An 18,647-nucleotide genomic window follows, 5' to 3' on the forward strand; every position below is an offset into this window, starting at 1 on the left:
CAATATCTCTTTATTAGGTCCAGATAATTAAAAATCTTCTGAAAAACCTTTTTATATTTTATAATATAAGTGATAAAATTTACGACTCACTTTAAGAATTAAAAAAGTTAGTTACTATAGAGATTAAAGACAAAACCGCAGTTGTAATCATAATAATTTTTAAAGTTTTGTTTTCCTTCACTACTTGTTCTATTTTTTCAACAGTCAACTGGTGATTACTATTCAAGTTTTCATTCACTAAATTTATTTTAGTGCTATTCTCTCTTTCCAATCTAATTATTTCATTTTGAATAGTACTAATAGTTCCTTGTATATTATTAAAGGCAGATGACACAGAAGATATATCAGCTTCAATACTGGTTAAACGAGTTGGGAAGTCTATTTTTTTAATAGCCAACAAATAATCATTTATACTTTTATCTAGTGTAATAATATCTTCCGTAGAACTTTTAACACCATCTAAAACTTCGTAGGACTTTTTAGAAATACTATCTATACCTTTATTTAAAGAAGAAACAAGTTGGACTTTATGTTCTTTATTTAAGTCTTTTTGACTATTTAAAAAACTAATATTTTCGTCTATAATTAATTTTACTGCCTCCGTAGCTTTTACTACACTTTGCACATGGACAATAGCGGGTTCAAGGTTGTTTAAGGCTTTATGAAGCGTATCTAATGAGTTAGACACTTTAATTTCTAAGTCTGTCATATTTTATAGTTGTTCTGTAAATTTGTCGGTAAATTCTTTAGTCCAATTTGAATAATATTCCAAATTAGCTGCAACAATTGTTTGCTCGTATTTATTATGTATATCTTTATTCTTAATCTGATTTATTAATTCTTGTCTAATATAATCTAAGGTAGATTCTAGTGCATCTTGATCAGGCTCTTTGTACCACGCCAAAATACCTTCATATAATTCATTTATAGCTTGATCCAATAAAGCAGGAGTTATGTCAGACAAAATAAATAAGGTATAACTCTTTAACATTTTAAACAAGTAACTGTCAGGATTAACCCTTAACATACGCATACAAGCACCTCTTAAATGCTTTATATTATTTTTAAAGCTTGCAGAGACATCATCTTGCATTAAGTCGATATATTTTTTTATCAAAACGTCAGGTAGAACACCTTTTTCTTTATCCGCAATTAAAGAAGCCGGAATTTTAGTGCGGATCTCTTTACCTTTTTTATTCCTAATTACATCAGCAAAATTCTCTCGTCTAGAATATTTAGCATTGAAGTAATAAAATATCTCATCTTTAATTATTTCTGTTTGTGAAAAAACATCTTTTTTTGTTAGTGCTAATTCACACATATTAATGATATCATTAATTGCTTGCTTTCTTTTCTCAGCAATTTTATCATATACAAAATCAGTTAAATACTTTACACAAACGCTTATAACAGTTAATTTGTTTGATTCAATTTGAGCGCCATATTGCTCTTTCAGTTTTCGAACCTCATTAACCGCATATACATCTGAAACATAACGTGTTAATAAATAAGATAAATTATCAAAGTAAGTTTCTGTTTCTTTTTTTACTATTTTTACTTTATACAATTTATTAGCATAATCCACTGTATAATCATCAATAATACCGATGGAAATCATTCTATAAATAGCTTTGGCAGTATCTTCTTCACTTCTTGGAGTAAAGTATTTTCTCATTGTATCTTGAATCGCCTTTTCATCTGATAACATTAAATCATCACACAATGATTGAGCACTCCCATTTTTAAAATGTTGAATTAGAAAGTCAGAGAACGATTTCACAGGAGTTTGATTATTTCCTGTATTATAAATAGTTTCATAAGGTTCCTTATAAGCTTGAAATAAAGCACTAAGGTTTTGGTTGATTTGGTCAAATTTATTGCCTTGATACTCCCTGGTTGTGAATGGGGGATAAAATTTGTTTGTAAAAGGAATACGAATTTCTTTTTCTTCCCCTATAACCATATTTTCAAAAGCCTTTTCTATTCCGGTACTTTCGTCTTCATTCACAACAGATTCAGACAAATACTTGTATAGATTTTTTGGTTTTTCGGGGAGTATATTTATTTTATTTAATATATAACTTCCAATTTCCTGGGAGATTTCATTATGAGTTATGTCTTTTTTGTTTGGGTAAAATTTACCCCATTTTAAGTTAAAAACACCAATATAATCTCCTGTGTCAAGAGTGTTTACGAAAAAGCTATCATGCCCCTTAGACCAGCTTAACTTAATTGGAAAATGAGAAAACTCAAGGTTCACCTCATTTTGTAATTGTACAAACTTAGTGGTATTAGGAAAATGAATTTTACTTCTTAGTTCGAATATTGCCTGTCGTTCTTTTAACTTTCCTTTAAATGAATTGCGATGAAACCACTCTAGAACTTCTTTATCGTCCTTCCCTATTTCAGTCTCAATTTTTAAAATTCCATTATCATTAACTTCTTCCTCTGTAGTAGAAATTAATATTGATGATAGCGATAATTTACCATCTCTACCAGCTCTTCCAGCCTCTTGGACAAAAGACTCGATAGAAGAAGGAGGATTAATATGTATGGTTTTTCGAACATTTGCTTTGTCTATACCCATACCAAATGCTTTAGTTGCGACCATAATATTTTGTTCGTTTTCTTGGAAAGCCTCTAAATTCCTAAACGATTCCTCATCTAACTTTTTTCTATCAGACCCATCACCTGCACCAACAAAATAACCGACATCATTACCATTGTCATTTTCAAAACTACTTTTAACACCAAAAACACCAATTGCACCATTTTTATGTGGGCAAAAAACTACAGTTCCTTCTTTATATTTTTTGTTTTGAAATTTACCAAAATCATCATCTTTACTAAGACTTAGCGTCTTCTTTTGAATTTCAATATAATCTTTTTCAAGATGAAATACCTTCCCTTTTACTTTTTGACTATCTGGTAAATAATCATTGTAAGCTCTGGTAAGGATTTTATTTAAACTGGTCTCATTATTAAATTCCTCAAGTAATAAATTATCGTTTTTTGATATTAATTTTGAGATTTCTTCTTGCTTTCTATATCCAATTTCTTGGCGACTTAAACCATTTTTTGTTGCTTTTATAAAATCAATATTAAATAAAACCGGGACTACCTGATAATTAATTTCATTTCTTATTGAATTTTCATACCTAACCAATGCATCACCGTCATCATTTGGTATTTTAAGTTCTCTTTCAATATCTGCTAAAACATCAAAAGAGGCTGTTGCTGTTAATCCAAATATTGGTATCGATTCATTAGATTTAGTCTTAGTATACTTTGTGACATTTTCACCTAAATTCAAATAAGGTGTTCTAAAATCATGGCCCCATTCGCTTACACAATGCACTTCATCTATAACCGCAAAAGAAAAAAAGTGATTATTCGCATTCGTTTTGCTTAGTAAGTCTCTAAAATCATGAATAACAAAACGTTCAGGCGAAACAAAAACAAATTGTAACTGACCAGATGGAAATAAAACAGATTGATTATAACGACGTTCTCCAGGACCTAATGATGAATTTATAAAAGCAGCTTTATCTATTCCCATTTTTAAAAGACCATCATATTGATCTTGCATTAAAGAACGAATAGGATCTACCACAATGGTAATACCTGGTTGTAACATTGCTGCTAATTGATAGGTTAATGATTTACCACCACCTGTTGGCAATAAACCAATAACCGATTTGTTTTTTAAGGCTCTATTTAAAATTGGTAGTTGCCCAACCCTAAATTTATTTTTTCTAAAAATTAATTGTACGAAATACTCTAATTTTTCTTTTGCTTCAGGAATATCCTCAAATAATTCATTATCTAAAGATTTTACAAAATCAATATATGTTATCGATTTTGCCGAAATTACCTGATTTATAGTGTTCTTGTTTTTAAAGTGACAATTTCGAATTTCGATTACATTATTACTATTTAAAACTGTTTTGTAATCAATGGTATTAGATTTACTTAATGATGCGACATCGATAACTAAATCATACTGTTTTGAATTACAACTTTCTATTAAACTATGCTCTTTACCAAAATGTAAAGGGCTGTTTTTAAATTCTTCAGACGTAAATACAGTTAGGTTAATTTTAGGAACCTTATAATCATCTTTGGATGATAGATCGCTGAGATTATTTAAAGTTTGTAATAGATCAATTATTGCTAATTGGGCGCATGGGACATCTCTTTCTAGTATGGCTAAATCAAGTTTTTCTAAATTGGGATTATTTAACAAGTAGAGTAGTAATACTTTTTGTATCCGAGCTATAGATATAGGTGTATGGATTAAAGAATATGTTTCAATTAAGTCTTGTATTGGAGTATTAAAATTAGATTTAACTAGCTTAACATATTTTTCCGAGGATAGTTTATCGATTAGAGCATCAATATCATTAAATAAATTATCCTCTGTAACATGCTGTATATTTGTATTAAAGTTATTTACTTCTAAATCTTTAAGATCATCAATTAATTTATCGTGGTATTTCTTACCATCAATTTCGATTACATAGACTTTACTATTTTTAATATTGGTTTCAGTTTTATATCTATTAAGTTTTTTTCGTTCATTTAAATATGGTATTTCGAAACTAAAATCAACACGCCCTTCATTGTTATCAGATGCACCTAGTGTATTTCGTTTTCTTTGATGCTGTAACATAAATGAAATATGAGCATCACGATTTTTGATGTATTTTGATAAGAAATCTTTTTCAAAGCCACTATCTAAGTCTTCATAATATAAATTTTCTTTTCTGTTTTTAAACCTGGAATCTATTGGGTGTAAAGCATTAAAAATACTCTGAACATCAATTTCTTTTATAAATTCGTACTCTATAACATGCTCCCTCTTACAATTTTTAGTTACTTGTAAGGCTTCTGATATTTTACTCTCTATAAATGGACTGGCGAATGTTAGTTCACCTCTAGTAACTATGTTGTGAGCTACTGCTAGTATTGAATTAGGATTCTCTGGCGTTGCTAATTCAAACACAGATGCAACATCAAAAACACTTAAGGTTTTAAAAAGACCATCTAATTCTAATGCATTAAAAAAAGAATTATTTTCATTTTTGACATAAGTAGTCAATACTTTTTTGACCGAAGAAAGAATATAACCTGCTTTAAACTGATTCATATTTAAGCGTATAAATATTCGTTTAATTCTTTAATAATATCGGCAGTTTCATTTTTAAAGACCTTATCTAAACGTTTTAATCCGCCATCTAAACTAAAAGGAGGTTTGTTTAAATCTTCTATAGTAATAATGGATTCTTTTTGTAACTGTGCTTCTATTTTAGATAGCCATTTTAATTGAATTTGATTCCAATTATGAGTGGTTTTTAGTTTTTCTACGGCAGTTGTAATACGTTCTTGATGACTTCTTAGATTTTCTCCTAATGCAGAAGTACGAATGTGTGCAATAATATCTGCCACAATTTCCTGATTGGTTACTTCTTTATAAGCGGTATTCAATTTATTACGACTGTATCCTTCTACATCTAACATTAAACGCAATTCTTTAAGATCTTTACGCGTTAAACTACTTGGCTTTGTACATACAATGTTTAATGCTGCTATTTTATTTCTATTATTTTGAATGTATTGTGTAAACGACTCTAAATAATCTTTAGGTTTTAAATTGTTCTCGTAAGCTCTATTCACCTCTTCTACTTTATCAGCATGATCGCTATACAAAGTTTGATAATTGCCTCCTTTTCCTTTTTCGTTATCTAAAAAAGTCCATAAATGGTTATAATCTTCTAATTTTGATTGCAACTCTTCTACTGGAAAACTTTTTATATTTTCTGCAAATTCTTTAACAGTAGATTTACCTGATAAGGCTGCAAATTGCTCTTTTTGCTCTGCATTAAAACTAGACAACTTACGCTGCATTTTTGCTAAAACTCTATCTAACTTTACTTCTTTAGCATAATCATCTTTAATTATAGAAATCTCATGTAATAAATTAGAAAATGTTTTAGATGTTTTGGGCGCTACAGGCTTCATAACCTGTTCTTTAGCCATTATTTCTGTTACACCCACACAATCGTAAATTAAAAATACTTCTTTGCCTATTTCATCACAACGTCTTGTTGCTCTACCAATCATTTGATCGTATAAAATACGAGAATTAACACGTCTTAAAAACACCAGATTAGAAATACTTGGCACATCAATTCCTGTAGTTAATAAATCTACAGTTACCACAATACTTGGGTATTGGTCGTTTTTATATTTTCTTAGTAAATCTTCTCTATCATAAACATTCCCAGTAATTTTTTTAATAGCATCTGCATCTACAATTTCACCTAATGCTTCAAATTCTTTATACAATACATCTACAATCATATCTGCATGTGTATTATTTGCAGCAAATATTAAAGTCTTTTTTTTGTCTTCTGGATGAATTCCATAATCTGAAATTAAAGCACCTAAAACAGCTTTGTTAAAATTCTCCGTAATTACCCTTTTATTAAACCCTGTGATTTCAACTTTAATTTCATCTTGAGTTACCCCTAAGTCTTTAATTTCGTTTTCTTCTGGGTCGTACACTTTTACCTCATCTCCTCTTTCCCATTTAATGCCTTCTTTAGAGAGTGTTGTTTGAAAAACATAAGGAGGTTCAAAATCAATTAACCAACCATCTATAACTGCTTGTCTGTATGAATATGTAAAAACAGGGTTACCAAAAATTTCTTTTGTATGAATTGCTGGTGTTGCTGTTAAACCAATTCTATAGGCATCAAAATAATCTAATACCATTCTGTATTTACTTTGAAAATCTAACTGATCACTTAAAATATATTCTTCATCATCCATTTCCTTATCCAAGGTATAACCTCTGTGTGCCTCATCTACCACAATACAATCATAATCACCTATAGATGGTGGGTTGTCTGAATAGGCAATTCTATGCACCATACCTTGTACAGTTGCAAAGTGAATTTTAGTATCTAACTCAGCAGCTTTGTCTTCTAAATCTTGTAAATCATAAATTTGAGCAAACGTTTGTAAACCTTCTACATGCACTTCTTTAAAAGCGTCTGATGCTTGTTTACCCAACATACGTCTATCTACCAAGAATAAAATTCGTCTAAATCTACCTGAAGAGATTAAACGATAACACATACCAATAATTGTTCTTGTTTTACCTGTACCAGTAGCCATTGCTAATAATGAACGCCTTTCTAACTGATTTGTTAATATCTTATTTTCAACTTTTTTTATGGCTTTTATTTGATAATCACGAAGATTTAAGCCACTTGGATCTGATAAAAGATCAAAATCTGTTTGCTTTAGTTTGTTAACAGCCTGCTCGTCATCATATGCTAATTTTTCAATTAAGTCTCTAGGTGAAAACCAATCTGAAATTGGTCTGGCAATATTTTTTTGATTTCTGGCATCCCAAAACCAAATTCCAGAAGCAGTTCTATACTGTTCTAAATAAGACCTACCATTTGTAGCAAATGTAAAGGGCACTTTATAGTTACTACTATTGGGATGATCTGGAAATGAAAAAGCTTCACTTTCTTTAATCAGTTCACTATATTTTTTCGCCTGTCCTAGATCGCTCATTACATTTTTAATATGTTTTTTTGCCTCTATAACACCTACTAGTAATTCTCCGCAAAACAATGCATAATCTGCCCATTTATTATCGCATTTCCATTCTGCAATTGCCATTTGTTTACCTTTCTGTGGTAATGTTTTGTGTGTTTTATAATTTATTGTTTTCGTATCACACTCCCAACCAGCATCGCGTAATTGTTTGTCTATACGATCTCTTGTTTCAGATTCATTTTCTTCAGTTTTTTTAACTAATCGTTTACCTCTTTCTTTTCTTTCTTCTTTTTGCTCTGCTGTTGAGGCTTTGAAATAAATTGCTTTTGCTTTTAAAGCTGCTAATTCTTCTTTAGTACTTTCAAGTTCTTCTTTTATTTTATTTAAAACTTCTTTAGGTGTTGATACTTTAGAAGGTGTTATAAACGCTGCATTAACATCTTCCTCTTCATACAATTCATAAAACCAGACACCTAAATTGAAAGCTTGACGCAGCATAAAACGAGCTTCTGCCCCAGAAGCTTCTCCTGTATGAGAGCCTTTGTTACCACTTTTACGTAACTTATGCAGAATGTCTTTTATTTCTTGAGGAACAATACTCGAAGTATCTAAAGCTTTTAATCTTTCAAATTGGCTATAATTTTGAAAATCACTAAACCCCTCAAACTCTCCAAGCATTAGAGTAACTTGTTCTGAAAATATTCTCAGCTTAGTTAAAGTTGTACTTGGGTCTTCGTACGTATTTTTTTCAGCAAGTATACCTAAACGATAAAGTGCTGGATATTCTTTTTCTAAAAATGTAAAGTTTGATATAAACATAGGGTTATTCTTGCAATTTTTTTTAATACTGAAATTACAAAAAACATTTGTTTTAATACTAAATGATGCTTTTTAATTTAAATTGGTAACCAACAAACTCCTTGCTTTTTTCCAAAAAACAAAATGGCTCTATCGTAAATTAACCTAGTTTGAATCCTTTAACTAAGTTTTTAATAATAACTGAAAGCTATTTTCTTCTACTTCTTTAGTACTCTTTACTAGACCTTTTTCATTAAAAGAAATATTGGTTTTAGATTTTACCCTAAACTGCGGGTAATGTTTAGTGATTGATAAAGTATTGCTTTGTTCAGAGTCATTTACTTCAAATGTTTTTTCATCATTTGTTAAACTTCTTCTAACTCTCCCTTTTAAGTTAGATGGGTTTTCTTTTAAATTTCTTGATAATCTAATCTTTTGAACTTCTTCAAATATCAACTTGAAGTGTACAAAATTATCAATAGCCTTCAAATTTATTAATGCCTGATAGGTTTGTTCTGTTTCAGGATATTTTGCCATCGTTTATTCTTTTAAATTGTTGAACTTCTCTTTCATTGTTGGGTTGTTATAGATTAACTTTTTGATGGTTAAATCCTCTGCCTTATTATTCGCTAAACGCAAATTATTTTCTGAAGATAATAAGGCTGCTTTAGTTTTTTCTAAATGACTTATCGTTTTGTCAATTTCTGATATCGCAGTCATAAACTTACGACTGGCTAAATCATAATTACGAGCAAAACCGGTTTTAAATTCCTCTATTTTATCTTCAAAATTGGTGATGTCCACATTTTGATTACGCATGATGTTTAACTCTTGTTTATACTGTAACGATTTCATTCCGGAATTTCTTAACAAGGTGATAATTTGTATAAAAAATTGCGGACGTACTACATACATTTTAGGGTATCTATAAGATACATCTACTATACCTGTATTGTAATAATCACTATCTGCCTCTAGCATAGACACTAACACTGCATATTCACAACCTTTAGCTTTTCTATCTTTATCTAGTTTGGCAAAGAAATCTTCGTTTTTCTTTTTAGTAGCGGTTTCATCATTTTGGTTTTTCATTTCGAACATGATAGAAACAATTTCATTACCCTGTTCATCTTCTTCTTTAAAAATATAATCTCCTTTTGTACCCCCAGAAGCATCATTGTCCTTTTCGAAATATGCATTCTGGAAACCTGTAGCTCTTAATTGATTGAAACTATTTTCACAATGTTGCTCTAGATTTTCACCCAACATTTTGGTTGATTGTTTTTGTTTAAAGTCTTTAAGGCGTTGGATTTCATCATCTTTCAATTGCAGCTCTTTAGCTATATGATCTTTTTCTAGACGAAATTCCTCTTTTAAGGATTTCTCCAGATTCACTTTTTCAGCTTCTTTAAGCTTGATGTCGTTTTCTAATTGATTTTTTTCTTTTTCAATAGAATTTACAGCAGTTTGTAGCGCTATTTTTTTTTCATTTTCGGCTTGTTGTAACTTAGATTGTAATTGAGAAATTTCTATATCTTTCTTAGAAACTTCTTCAATTAAAGCCGATTTACTTTTTAATTCTAACTCTTGAATCTTTTTGTCTTTATTATCTATCTGTTTTTGCATTATATTTCTTAATCGCTCTTCTGCAAGCTCAATAGCTGATTTTTTATCTTTTTCAGCATTATCTAAATGAGTATTCAGCTCTTCTTGGAATTGCTGGTCGCGTACTTGATTCACAATGTTATTATAAACAGCATCGTCTACTTTAAAAACTTCTTTACAATTTGGGCATTTTACATGATTGTCTTTCATAACTATTTCTTTAATGATTATGCTACAAATTTAAGGTTGAGGTGTGCAGGGTTTTTGCATAGTTAGAGTTTGATTATGTTTTGAGCCTTTGCTGAATCAGTAACAGTGAATTTTATCGGATCACCTACACTAAGATTATTACTGGTTACATCTCCATGGTAAACACTAACTCTTTTTCCATTTTCTAAAATTACTGTTCCCCATTTAGATTCAGATATATTTGTTATAGCAGCAATTTCAAATTTATTACCATATTGATCTTCATCAATATCTTGCCAGTAAGACTTATTTATAGCAATATCATTATTAGCTTTACTATACTTATCAAACCATATAATAGCATCCATTAATTGAAGAGCCAAGGAATAAAGCAAATATGGCGTATTTATGTCTTTACGATATGCCTGAATATGTATATTCTCAGTTGTATCAACTACTGAAGTATGAGATGCCGCTCCTGTAGTATGAATTATATTTTCAATATTATTTGATATCAATTTAGGAAAATGAGTAACAGAACAACTTATCTTAAGGTGTTTAGTGTCATATCCTGAAAGAAATCGATATGACTCAGTTAAATTAACTTGATTACCATTGATTTGTACGCATTTGTCATGCAATAATCCACAAGCATTTGCCATTCTGAACATAGTTTCCAATATAATTCTTAATTGGGTAAAGTATAATTCATCATCAAATTGATTATTTAAACCTTTAAGACCTTTAAATATTGAAATAAATGTGTTTCTAGCTGTATCTGGGTAGTTTTTTAAAACTTCAAATAATAATTGATTTTCATGTTTTATTTGAAGGTCTAATTGTAAATCTGCTTCTTCTTTTATGTTTTTTAAAAGCTCTTTTACATCATCTGCATTTTTTTTATTGTAACATTTAAGATTATTAGCCTCTAAAATATCATTTTCTTTTTCTGTAAAAGTGGGCTGACCAGATAAAACAAAATATGGAAAAGCTTTTTTACTTTTTAATTCGTTAATTTTAGCGATTGAAGCTCCTAAGCCCTTATTGTTAACCGTTTCAGAGTTTTCATTCTCTAAAAATAAAGCATCTAATAAGATAGCATCATAATGATTAAGATTATCATTTAAATTTGCAAAACCTTCTTTAAAATTACTAAATCCGTGTAGAATTATATCAATAGTTTCTGCTTGGATTATAAAAGGCTCCATTTCCGGGTGATCGTGCTCATCGTCAATCCAAAGTATATTATATGTCTTACTCATTATAGTATTGGTATTATAAATGAAACTGTAGTACTGTATTCTGAGTCTTCTTTGTTAGAAACAATATTTAAAGCATTTTTACCTTCGTTATGTGCTTTTAATATTTCATTGACTTCATAACCTCCTAACCCTCTATTACGTGTTTTACCAGCTGAAAAATTCTTTCGAGAATAATCTTTTAAAGTAAAGTCTTTAGGGAAAGAGTTTCCTGTATTTGATATTTTAACTTCTACATAAGATTTCTTAACATCAATATCATAATTAAAATAAGAAGCTACCTCCTCGTTGTTTGTGAATGGTAAAATCTCAATAACAATTTTATTGGATTTCTCTTTATTTGTAAATGCATGTATTTTGGCATTATCTAATAAATTAACCAAAGCAATTCTTAACTTTTGAGGATTTCCTTTAATTAACACTTGATTATCCATTAACTCCTTAATATCCTCATGAATATCTAGTTTCAAACTAATATTATTGTTTAAGCTTTTCTTTTCATCTTTTACAAATTCTGATAAGAATTTAAGAAAATGAAGTTCACTTAGTTCAAAATTTGAAACACTTACCAATGAAGTGTTTTTATCAGCTAGTTCCTGTATATATTTAACGTTTTTAGTGATGGAATCGAAAGCATCAACTAATGTAAATTGTCTTTTTTGACTAATTAAATAACTCTTCCAATTTGGATCTAAATTAGACAATGCATTTTGAATTATTTCAATTGACGAACCTATGCTAAGTAAAGGTTTACCTAATATATGACTTAAAGACGTAGAGCTTTCAGTTTCCTCCTTGTGAATACCACTGAGTATATTTTCTTTTTCAGTCTCTATTTTCCTCAGTCTTTTTGTAAGCTCAATGATTCCGCTAACTTTAGCCCTTTGCTCTTGTATAGAAGGCAATTGGAACTTGATATTTTCTAAATCTTTTTTTCTTAGCATTGGTTGCACAGAACCCACTCTATAGCTATTTAATTGTTTTAGTACATAATCTGCAGAAAATTCATTTATTAAAAATGTTGGGTTAACAATATTTTCATTTAGCCTCAATGCGACTATAGCTTGAGATATGACTATTGGCTCTCCAGTATACTTAAAAAACGTAGGTTTTAACGTGTTCCACCTTGTTGCGATCAATAAACAAGATTCATCGATAACCCTAAATGCTCCTCTATTTATAAGGGTATTTTCTAATTCTTCAGTAGTCAATACACTATCAAAAACATCACCCTTAAGGTTTCGAATTTGGACTTGTTTCATGTGTTCATTGATTGGCGCTCTTAAACCTCTTATAATCGATGAAAAATCGGAAATTTTTGTTCCTTGAATATCTTTTAAAAAATACCTCCCAACAGATAAATCAAAATCATTATTATAGATCTCTTCAACGTTAATGTATCTCAAGAATTCATTTTCTGTATCTTGATTGATTAACTCTATAAGCTTAAAATCATTTAATCTTTTACTTCTTGGCCCATCTTTAGTAAAAAAACTAGAGGCATCTATAAATTTAATATATCCTGGTCGTGAAGAAATAGTTTTAAATATTAAAATACAAATAGGAATACTTGTATTTGAAAGTAAACCAGAAGGTAATGTAATTATGGTATCAATAAGATTATTATCTATTAAGGATCTTTTTAATTTTGCTAAACGACCACCACTAAAAAGAAAAGATAGCGAAAATACAGTAATAAGTTTTCCGTTATTGCTTAGGGAACGGATTCCTTTATCGACTAAAAAACTTTCAACATCCCGATAGTTATTGTCAATTAAATTCGAGTATAAGGGTCTTTGAAGACGCATTTTGAATGGTGGTGTAGCTACAATAAGATCGAATTTTTGAAATTCATTCCAGTTTTTTATTGAATTATCTAACTCGTAACTGAAACTACAGCCTTTACTATGAGCCTTAAGTCTTAACTGTCCAATTGCCCATGTAGATGTATTTATTTCTTGACCATGATATTCTTGATCATCTTTTAAATAAATACTAAAAGAAGCCAAACCAGCAAAAGGATTATAAACTTTAGCATTACTATCTAGGTTAGCTAATTCAATGATTAGCCTACTTATTTCTTTTGGCTGTATGGATTCTCCGGACCTTTTCCCTTGATAATCAATGAATTTTTGAAGCAAATGTTCAAAAACTTCTGAAAAATTATTTTTTAATTGATATTTATCGATTTGATAAAAACACTGAACAACTTCAGCAAATGCATTAGGATGAATACTCTTTAAATTATCGGAATAAACATTAAGAATTTTATTATAAAATGAATCATGTTTAAGTGCCTGAAAAAACTCTTCAACCCAATTAGAATCATTTATGTATTGAATACGCGGAAAAGCATCATCTTTATAGGCGGAAAGAAGGAATAAAACAAGTTTAGTTGAATCAACCGCTGCCGACTGATAAAGTAAATCAGCACATCTCCAAACTTGATTAGAAATTCTTTCAACAACATCTATATTTATATAATTATCTTCTCTCATAAACTTCTCTAAATAGAATTATGCAAATTAACCGCTTTAATATGCAAAATAATCGCATAGTTTTTATTCTTTGTAAAAACTATCCATTGTCTTGGAATGTTCCTTAAGTTTTAACTTTAATTCTTCAGGTTGTATGACCTCAACATCCTGACCATATGATAAAATTTGCTGAATCAATTCGGGATTAATAATAGCCATAAACCAAACTTGATCTTGTTTATCTTCTTCAAAAAATTCATCGAAATCTGGAATAAAAGGTTTTGTTTTAAAGTAGTCTTCACGTCCATGGTAAAACTTTAAAACTACTTTTTCTACTTCTACAGAAGTTCTTCTCACCCCTACCATTGTTCTGAAAAAAGCATCCCAATCATTTTGTGAATCTTCATATTCAACATCTTCAAGGATATTAAAATTAATAAGTCGTTCATCTAAAGGAATACTGTGTTGCCATCTTTGTGCTGTTTTGTTATACCCAAAAACAAACCACCTTCTGTTGTACTGTTTTAATATATGTGGATGAAATTCAAAAGTTTTATATGTAGCATCTTTAAAACCTTTAAACTTTATTTGTAATACCTGTTTTTTTTGAATCGCTAAGTACAAAGGTTTCAAATATTTTATTCCTTTATATTCTTCATTTTGGTCATAGAATAAGATTTTGGAAGAATCTCTATTCGAATCTTCCTCATCCTGAAATTTGATTAAAGCTTCAGCTAGTTTATCATACTTTGGGTGATTTTCAAAACGCTCTAATAACTGTTGTGAAGCGTCAATTAAATATTGCTCATACTCCAATAATGGTTGTTGGGCTATTGAAAAATTGGTATCTGAATACTGAAGAATTCTAACTTTTTCTGGAAGTGGTGCTCCAAAGCCATTTTCCTTATCTCTAAACACCTTTAAATCAGCCCTAAGCGTTCTTATTTCGATACCTTCACCTGAATATATTTCAGCAATTTTATCATTTACGTATTCTAATAATTGATTAAACGTAAATGCTTTATTTCGAAAGCAGTAATCTAGTATGTTATATCTTAAGTGTGCATGTTTGCTATTTGCCATTTTAAATAATATATTATATTACTGATCTTTTATTTGACTCAGTTTGATAAAGTCTTTTTCGATTACTTCAACTCTAAATATATCACCTCTCATAAAATGAGCTTGCACCCATTTTTTATATAAAGGACCTGCAAAAATTCTTGGAGTCGCATTTGTATTGGCTGTTCTGTTTACTTTACCAATCGTGAAGTTTTTAGAATTTTCACCTAATTGAATTTTTATTTTAGACGAGTCTTCTCCAAATTGTTCTGAATATCTAACTCTTACATTAAAAAAACCGTCCTCATAGTATTTCTTACCTAATGTTACTATAAAACTATTATCTGTATTCAGAAATGAAGTATCCTTATACTTATTTTGATTAACATACTTTTCAGCACTCTCTTGAAATTCATTAAAACTTATTGCCGTTTTTTTTTTCTGACTAACTAACACATCACTCCAATCATCTAATCTTATTTCAAGGCGTTTTACTTCTTTTTCTGCTAATGGTGAACAATGTGCAATTGAAACTCTTAAACGGTTTAAGTCTATTAATACTTCATTTACAGAATTTAAGTTTCTACTAAATTTTTCAGAAAATACCTCCCAATGATTATTTATGATTTTCCTAAGATCTCCAAAAGTAGTATAGTCAATTGCACGTTCTGACCTTTTTGTATGAGAAGTATCTAATTCGTAATCTAAATTCCTTTCTACATTTCGTTTTACTCGATCGTCAATACTACTCCACCAATTTACACCATAGGCTTTTATCATGACTTCTTCAATCAATATGCGAATTGAACGCTCTAGATAATAAAACTTTTGATAATGTTTACTCATATCAAATGCCTCCTTTTCGAGTTTATTTTTAGGCTCTACTGATATGTTATTATTTGAAATTTGTATTGATTGTTTCAAGTTTGCATTATGGACTACTTGTTTATTTAATTCTTGGAATTTTTCGTTGTCAATAATATTTAGTTGAAGGAGATACTTTAAAAATTTTGGTTTATGGGAAATGATCCATTGACTAGAAACTCTATATTCTTTACTCTGAACATAAAAACTCTGTTTCCAAAATCTTTTGGACTCATTATCCATGATAGGCGCATCTATTCTTGCACAAAAAGGATAGTTTATTCCAAATATTTTTTTAGAATACTCTTTGTCCGAGAGCCTATCTAATTCCGCATTATCTTTAGAAGAGCAATAATTAAATATTAATGGTACATACGTTTTTACTAATTGACCTATTTTCAAAAGTTTTGGTTTATATTTTCTTAATTCCCGTGCAATTTTAGCTATTTGTAGCCAAAAATTAAAGATATATAATCTACTGAAATAAAGCAAAAGAAGTAAAAGAATATAAATTATTCGCTTATTTTTTTACCTATTATGACAAAATACTCTTAAACTCAAAAACTAGAATTAAATAAACTTAAAAATTGACGTAACCCCCTCATCCTTCTTTTCCAGCTCTTTCAACAATTGATTTACCCTATACTCTAATCGCTGAATATCCTTTTTTGTTGCAGGCTTATTTTCTTTAGATGTGAATATTTCTTTTGTTAACTCAACAACTCCAGAACCAATAGCTGCATTGCTTACCCCAGATAAACTTATCTGATCGATTTTAGTCTTTTGAAACTCCATTTTATTTTTGTTTGAAACCATTGAAAGTGTTGTTGCTTTTACTGTTGGTTTGTTTTTTAATTGATGTGAGCGCACTCTGCAACTGTTGCTACAAAACTTTTGCACTCCTCTTCTTTTAGGTACATATTCTTTTTTGCAGTAATGACATTGGTAATTTCTTGTTTCCATTTAGCGTTAATTTTACGTACGATTAACGTTTAATCGTTGGTTTTTATCTTTTTTTTACCTCTTTTTGAATACATTATCCAATAAGTATTGAGTTGCTTCTTCCCTACTAATTGGTGATGTCCTTCTCTTTTTAGGCCTTTTTGATATGCTAAAATCCTTCTGTAGTTTTCTCAACAACAACAATTGCTCTTCGTTGGGAAGCGCTTTAGCTATTTGATAAACTGTATCTGAATTCATATCTAATTACAAAATTAGATAGTTTATGAGCCATCAAATACCGAGTTTACTAGATACGACATGACTGTGCACGACTTAAACCAACTTTTAATGACCGTGCACAACTTTTATCAAGTTTTAAATGGAATGATTTAAGGAGTAAATCAAATAACCTCGATTATCAGAAAGCAAATGAAGGTTTAATTTATATAACCCTTTTGAATAAAAAAAGTTCTCTAAACATTTGAAGTCAATTCAATTACCTAAAAACCAATTCATTCAATTAAGCAAAATCTTCTGAATAATCAGCTGGCATTTCTGCATCGATATCTCTTAAGTATTTTTGTAAAGCATCTAACGTAACATGACCAGTAATATTCATTAATTTACTTTTAGCTTGCTGAGGAGTCATGGTTTTTACATACTTCACATATAATTTTGTAACATAAGTATGTTTGAAACTATATATACCATAATCGGACCCTAATTTGAAATGATCTTTAACAGCCTTAAAACGTTTTGAGAATTCGTTTCTTTTATTAATAGGTTCTGCATCCCAAACCTCGCCAATTTCATAGCGTCCGAATAAGTTAGCTCTTGGGTCTTTTTGTGATAAATCTGGAAGATGATCCAACAAAATTTGTGGTATAATTTTCTTTTGAACTGGTTTTGTCTTTGACTTAATGTACATCAATTTATTTTCAACATCGATATCTTCAACCTTTAGTCTACAAATCTCTATAGGACGCAAAAAACTGTAAGAAACAAATCGAATGAATAAAATCATGTAAGGATCATTCTTCTCTAGGTATTTAAAAATTTCGTCTTCCTGTTTTGGAGAATAAGTTTTATTCCTCTTTGGAACAGATTTTAACTTTGGTATTCTTTTTACAAAGTTGACAGTTATCCATTCATTATCTTCTAAAAGTTGAAATGTTGAGGCAAGATCAGTTCTTGAATTATTTCGATTTCTTGGGCTAGTTCTTTTCAGAACTTCATTTAAATACTCTGTAATAATTCTTCTAGTAATAAAACTTAATGGTTTATTCAGATATTCTTTAGACTTCAACCATTTTTTAAAAAGACCAATTCTACTACTATATTGAACAAAGGAATTTTTGTTCATCATACTTACTTTAATATCTAAAGCAAAATCAAGTGCCTCTTCTATTGTTTTTTCAGGAATCTCTTGAACCTCCTTAGGCTTTATATTTTCTTTTTTTAAATCCTTCTCCTTAACTTGATTTTTAATTTGAGGCTCTTTCTTCGATTGCGTTTTTTCCCCAGAAAGAAATTGATTTTCTAGATCAGTATTATCTTCATACGGATTAAATCCAAATTGCAATAATTGTATTAACGATTGCTGAAGTTTCCTCAAATAAGCATAACGTTCTGTTTTGGTTTTAAATCGATTGGCACCAGCTTTAATATTAGGTTGTCTAACTAATTTTCCAGACGATGGATCTCGAAAAGAAAAATAGAGATACCAAGGTCGCTCTAAAGCGTTATTTTTTTGTTTAGCTGTAAGTTTAGACCAAGTCGAAATATCTACTCCTCCAGTGTAGATTTTTGGTTCAGAATAATTCAATTTCATAGAAAAAACGTGTACGTTTTCGTGTACGTTTTGTAAAAGTAAAGA

At 29.7% G+C, this 18,647-nt stretch carries 11 protein-coding genes; all 11 read right to left on the minus strand.

Going from position 1 to position 18,647, the window contains the following annotated elements:
- Window positions 1-91 precede the first annotated feature (91 nt).
- A complete protein-coding gene (locus LPB302_RS07825; protein ID WP_053974080.1) occupies window positions 92-709 on the minus strand; it encodes a hypothetical protein in 618 nt (205 codons plus the stop codon).
- A 3-nt stretch (window positions 710-712) separates the two neighbouring features.
- Window positions 713-5,149: a DEAD/DEAH box helicase gene (locus LPB302_RS13970; protein ID WP_053974079.1), complete on the minus strand. Its 4,437-nt coding sequence runs from the start codon at window positions 5,147-5,149 to the stop codon at window positions 713-715.
- 2 nt (window positions 5,150-5,151) lie between these two features.
- Window positions 5,152-8,394, minus strand: a complete 3,243-nt coding sequence (gene hsdR, locus LPB302_RS07840) for a type I restriction-modification system endonuclease (protein WP_053974078.1) — start codon at window positions 8,392-8,394, stop codon at window positions 5,152-5,154.
- Between the two features lie 162 nt (window positions 8,395-8,556).
- Window positions 8,557-8,910, minus strand: coding sequence for a hypothetical protein (locus tag LPB302_RS07845; RefSeq protein WP_053974077.1), 354 nt, complete (start codon window positions 8,908-8,910; stop codon window positions 8,557-8,559).
- A gap of 3 nt (window positions 8,911-8,913) precedes the next feature.
- The gene (locus tag LPB302_RS07850) at window positions 8,914-10,188 is read right to left on the minus strand and encodes a DUF2130 domain-containing protein (RefSeq protein WP_053974076.1); all 1,275 of its coding nucleotides are present in this window, start codon (window positions 10,186-10,188) and stop codon (window positions 8,914-8,916) included.
- A 62-nt stretch (window positions 10,189-10,250) separates the two neighbouring features.
- Window positions 10,251-11,429: a hypothetical protein gene (locus LPB302_RS07855; RefSeq protein ID WP_053974075.1), complete on the minus strand. Its 1,179-nt coding sequence runs from the start codon at window positions 11,427-11,429 to the stop codon at window positions 10,251-10,253.
- Window positions 11,429-13,924: an N-6 DNA methylase gene (locus LPB302_RS07860; RefSeq protein ID WP_053974074.1), complete on the minus strand. Its 2,496-nt coding sequence runs from the start codon at window positions 13,922-13,924 to the stop codon at window positions 11,429-11,431. Before LPB302_RS07860 ends, LPB302_RS07855 begins: the two co-directional genes overlap by 1 nt.
- Before the next feature lie 63 nt (window positions 13,925-13,987).
- Window positions 13,988-14,986, minus strand: a complete 999-nt coding sequence (locus LPB302_RS07865) for a helix-turn-helix transcriptional regulator (RefSeq protein ID WP_053974073.1) — start codon at window positions 14,984-14,986, stop codon at window positions 13,988-13,990.
- A gap of 18 nt (window positions 14,987-15,004) precedes the next feature.
- A complete protein-coding gene (locus tag LPB302_RS07870) occupies window positions 15,005-15,889 on the minus strand; it encodes a Swt1 family HEPN domain-containing protein (RefSeq protein ID WP_255164330.1) in 885 nt (294 codons plus the stop codon).
- Between the two features lie 510 nt (window positions 15,890-16,399).
- Window positions 16,400-16,792 carry a hypothetical protein gene (locus LPB302_RS07875; RefSeq protein ID WP_143032676.1) on the minus strand — a complete coding sequence of 131 codons (393 nt, stop codon included), beginning with the start codon at window positions 16,790-16,792 and terminating at the stop codon, window positions 16,400-16,402.
- Between the two features lie 499 nt (window positions 16,793-17,291).
- Complete coding sequence (locus tag LPB302_RS07880; RefSeq protein WP_231658713.1) at window positions 17,292-18,602, minus strand: tyrosine-type recombinase/integrase; 1,311 nt, start codon at window positions 18,600-18,602, stop codon at window positions 17,292-17,294.
- Window positions 18,603-18,647: the final 45 nt, after the last annotated feature.

This window comes from Polaribacter dokdonensis (genome assembly GCF_024362345.1).
Taxonomy (GTDB): domain Bacteria; phylum Bacteroidota; class Bacteroidia; order Flavobacteriales; family Flavobacteriaceae; genus Polaribacter; species Polaribacter dokdonensis.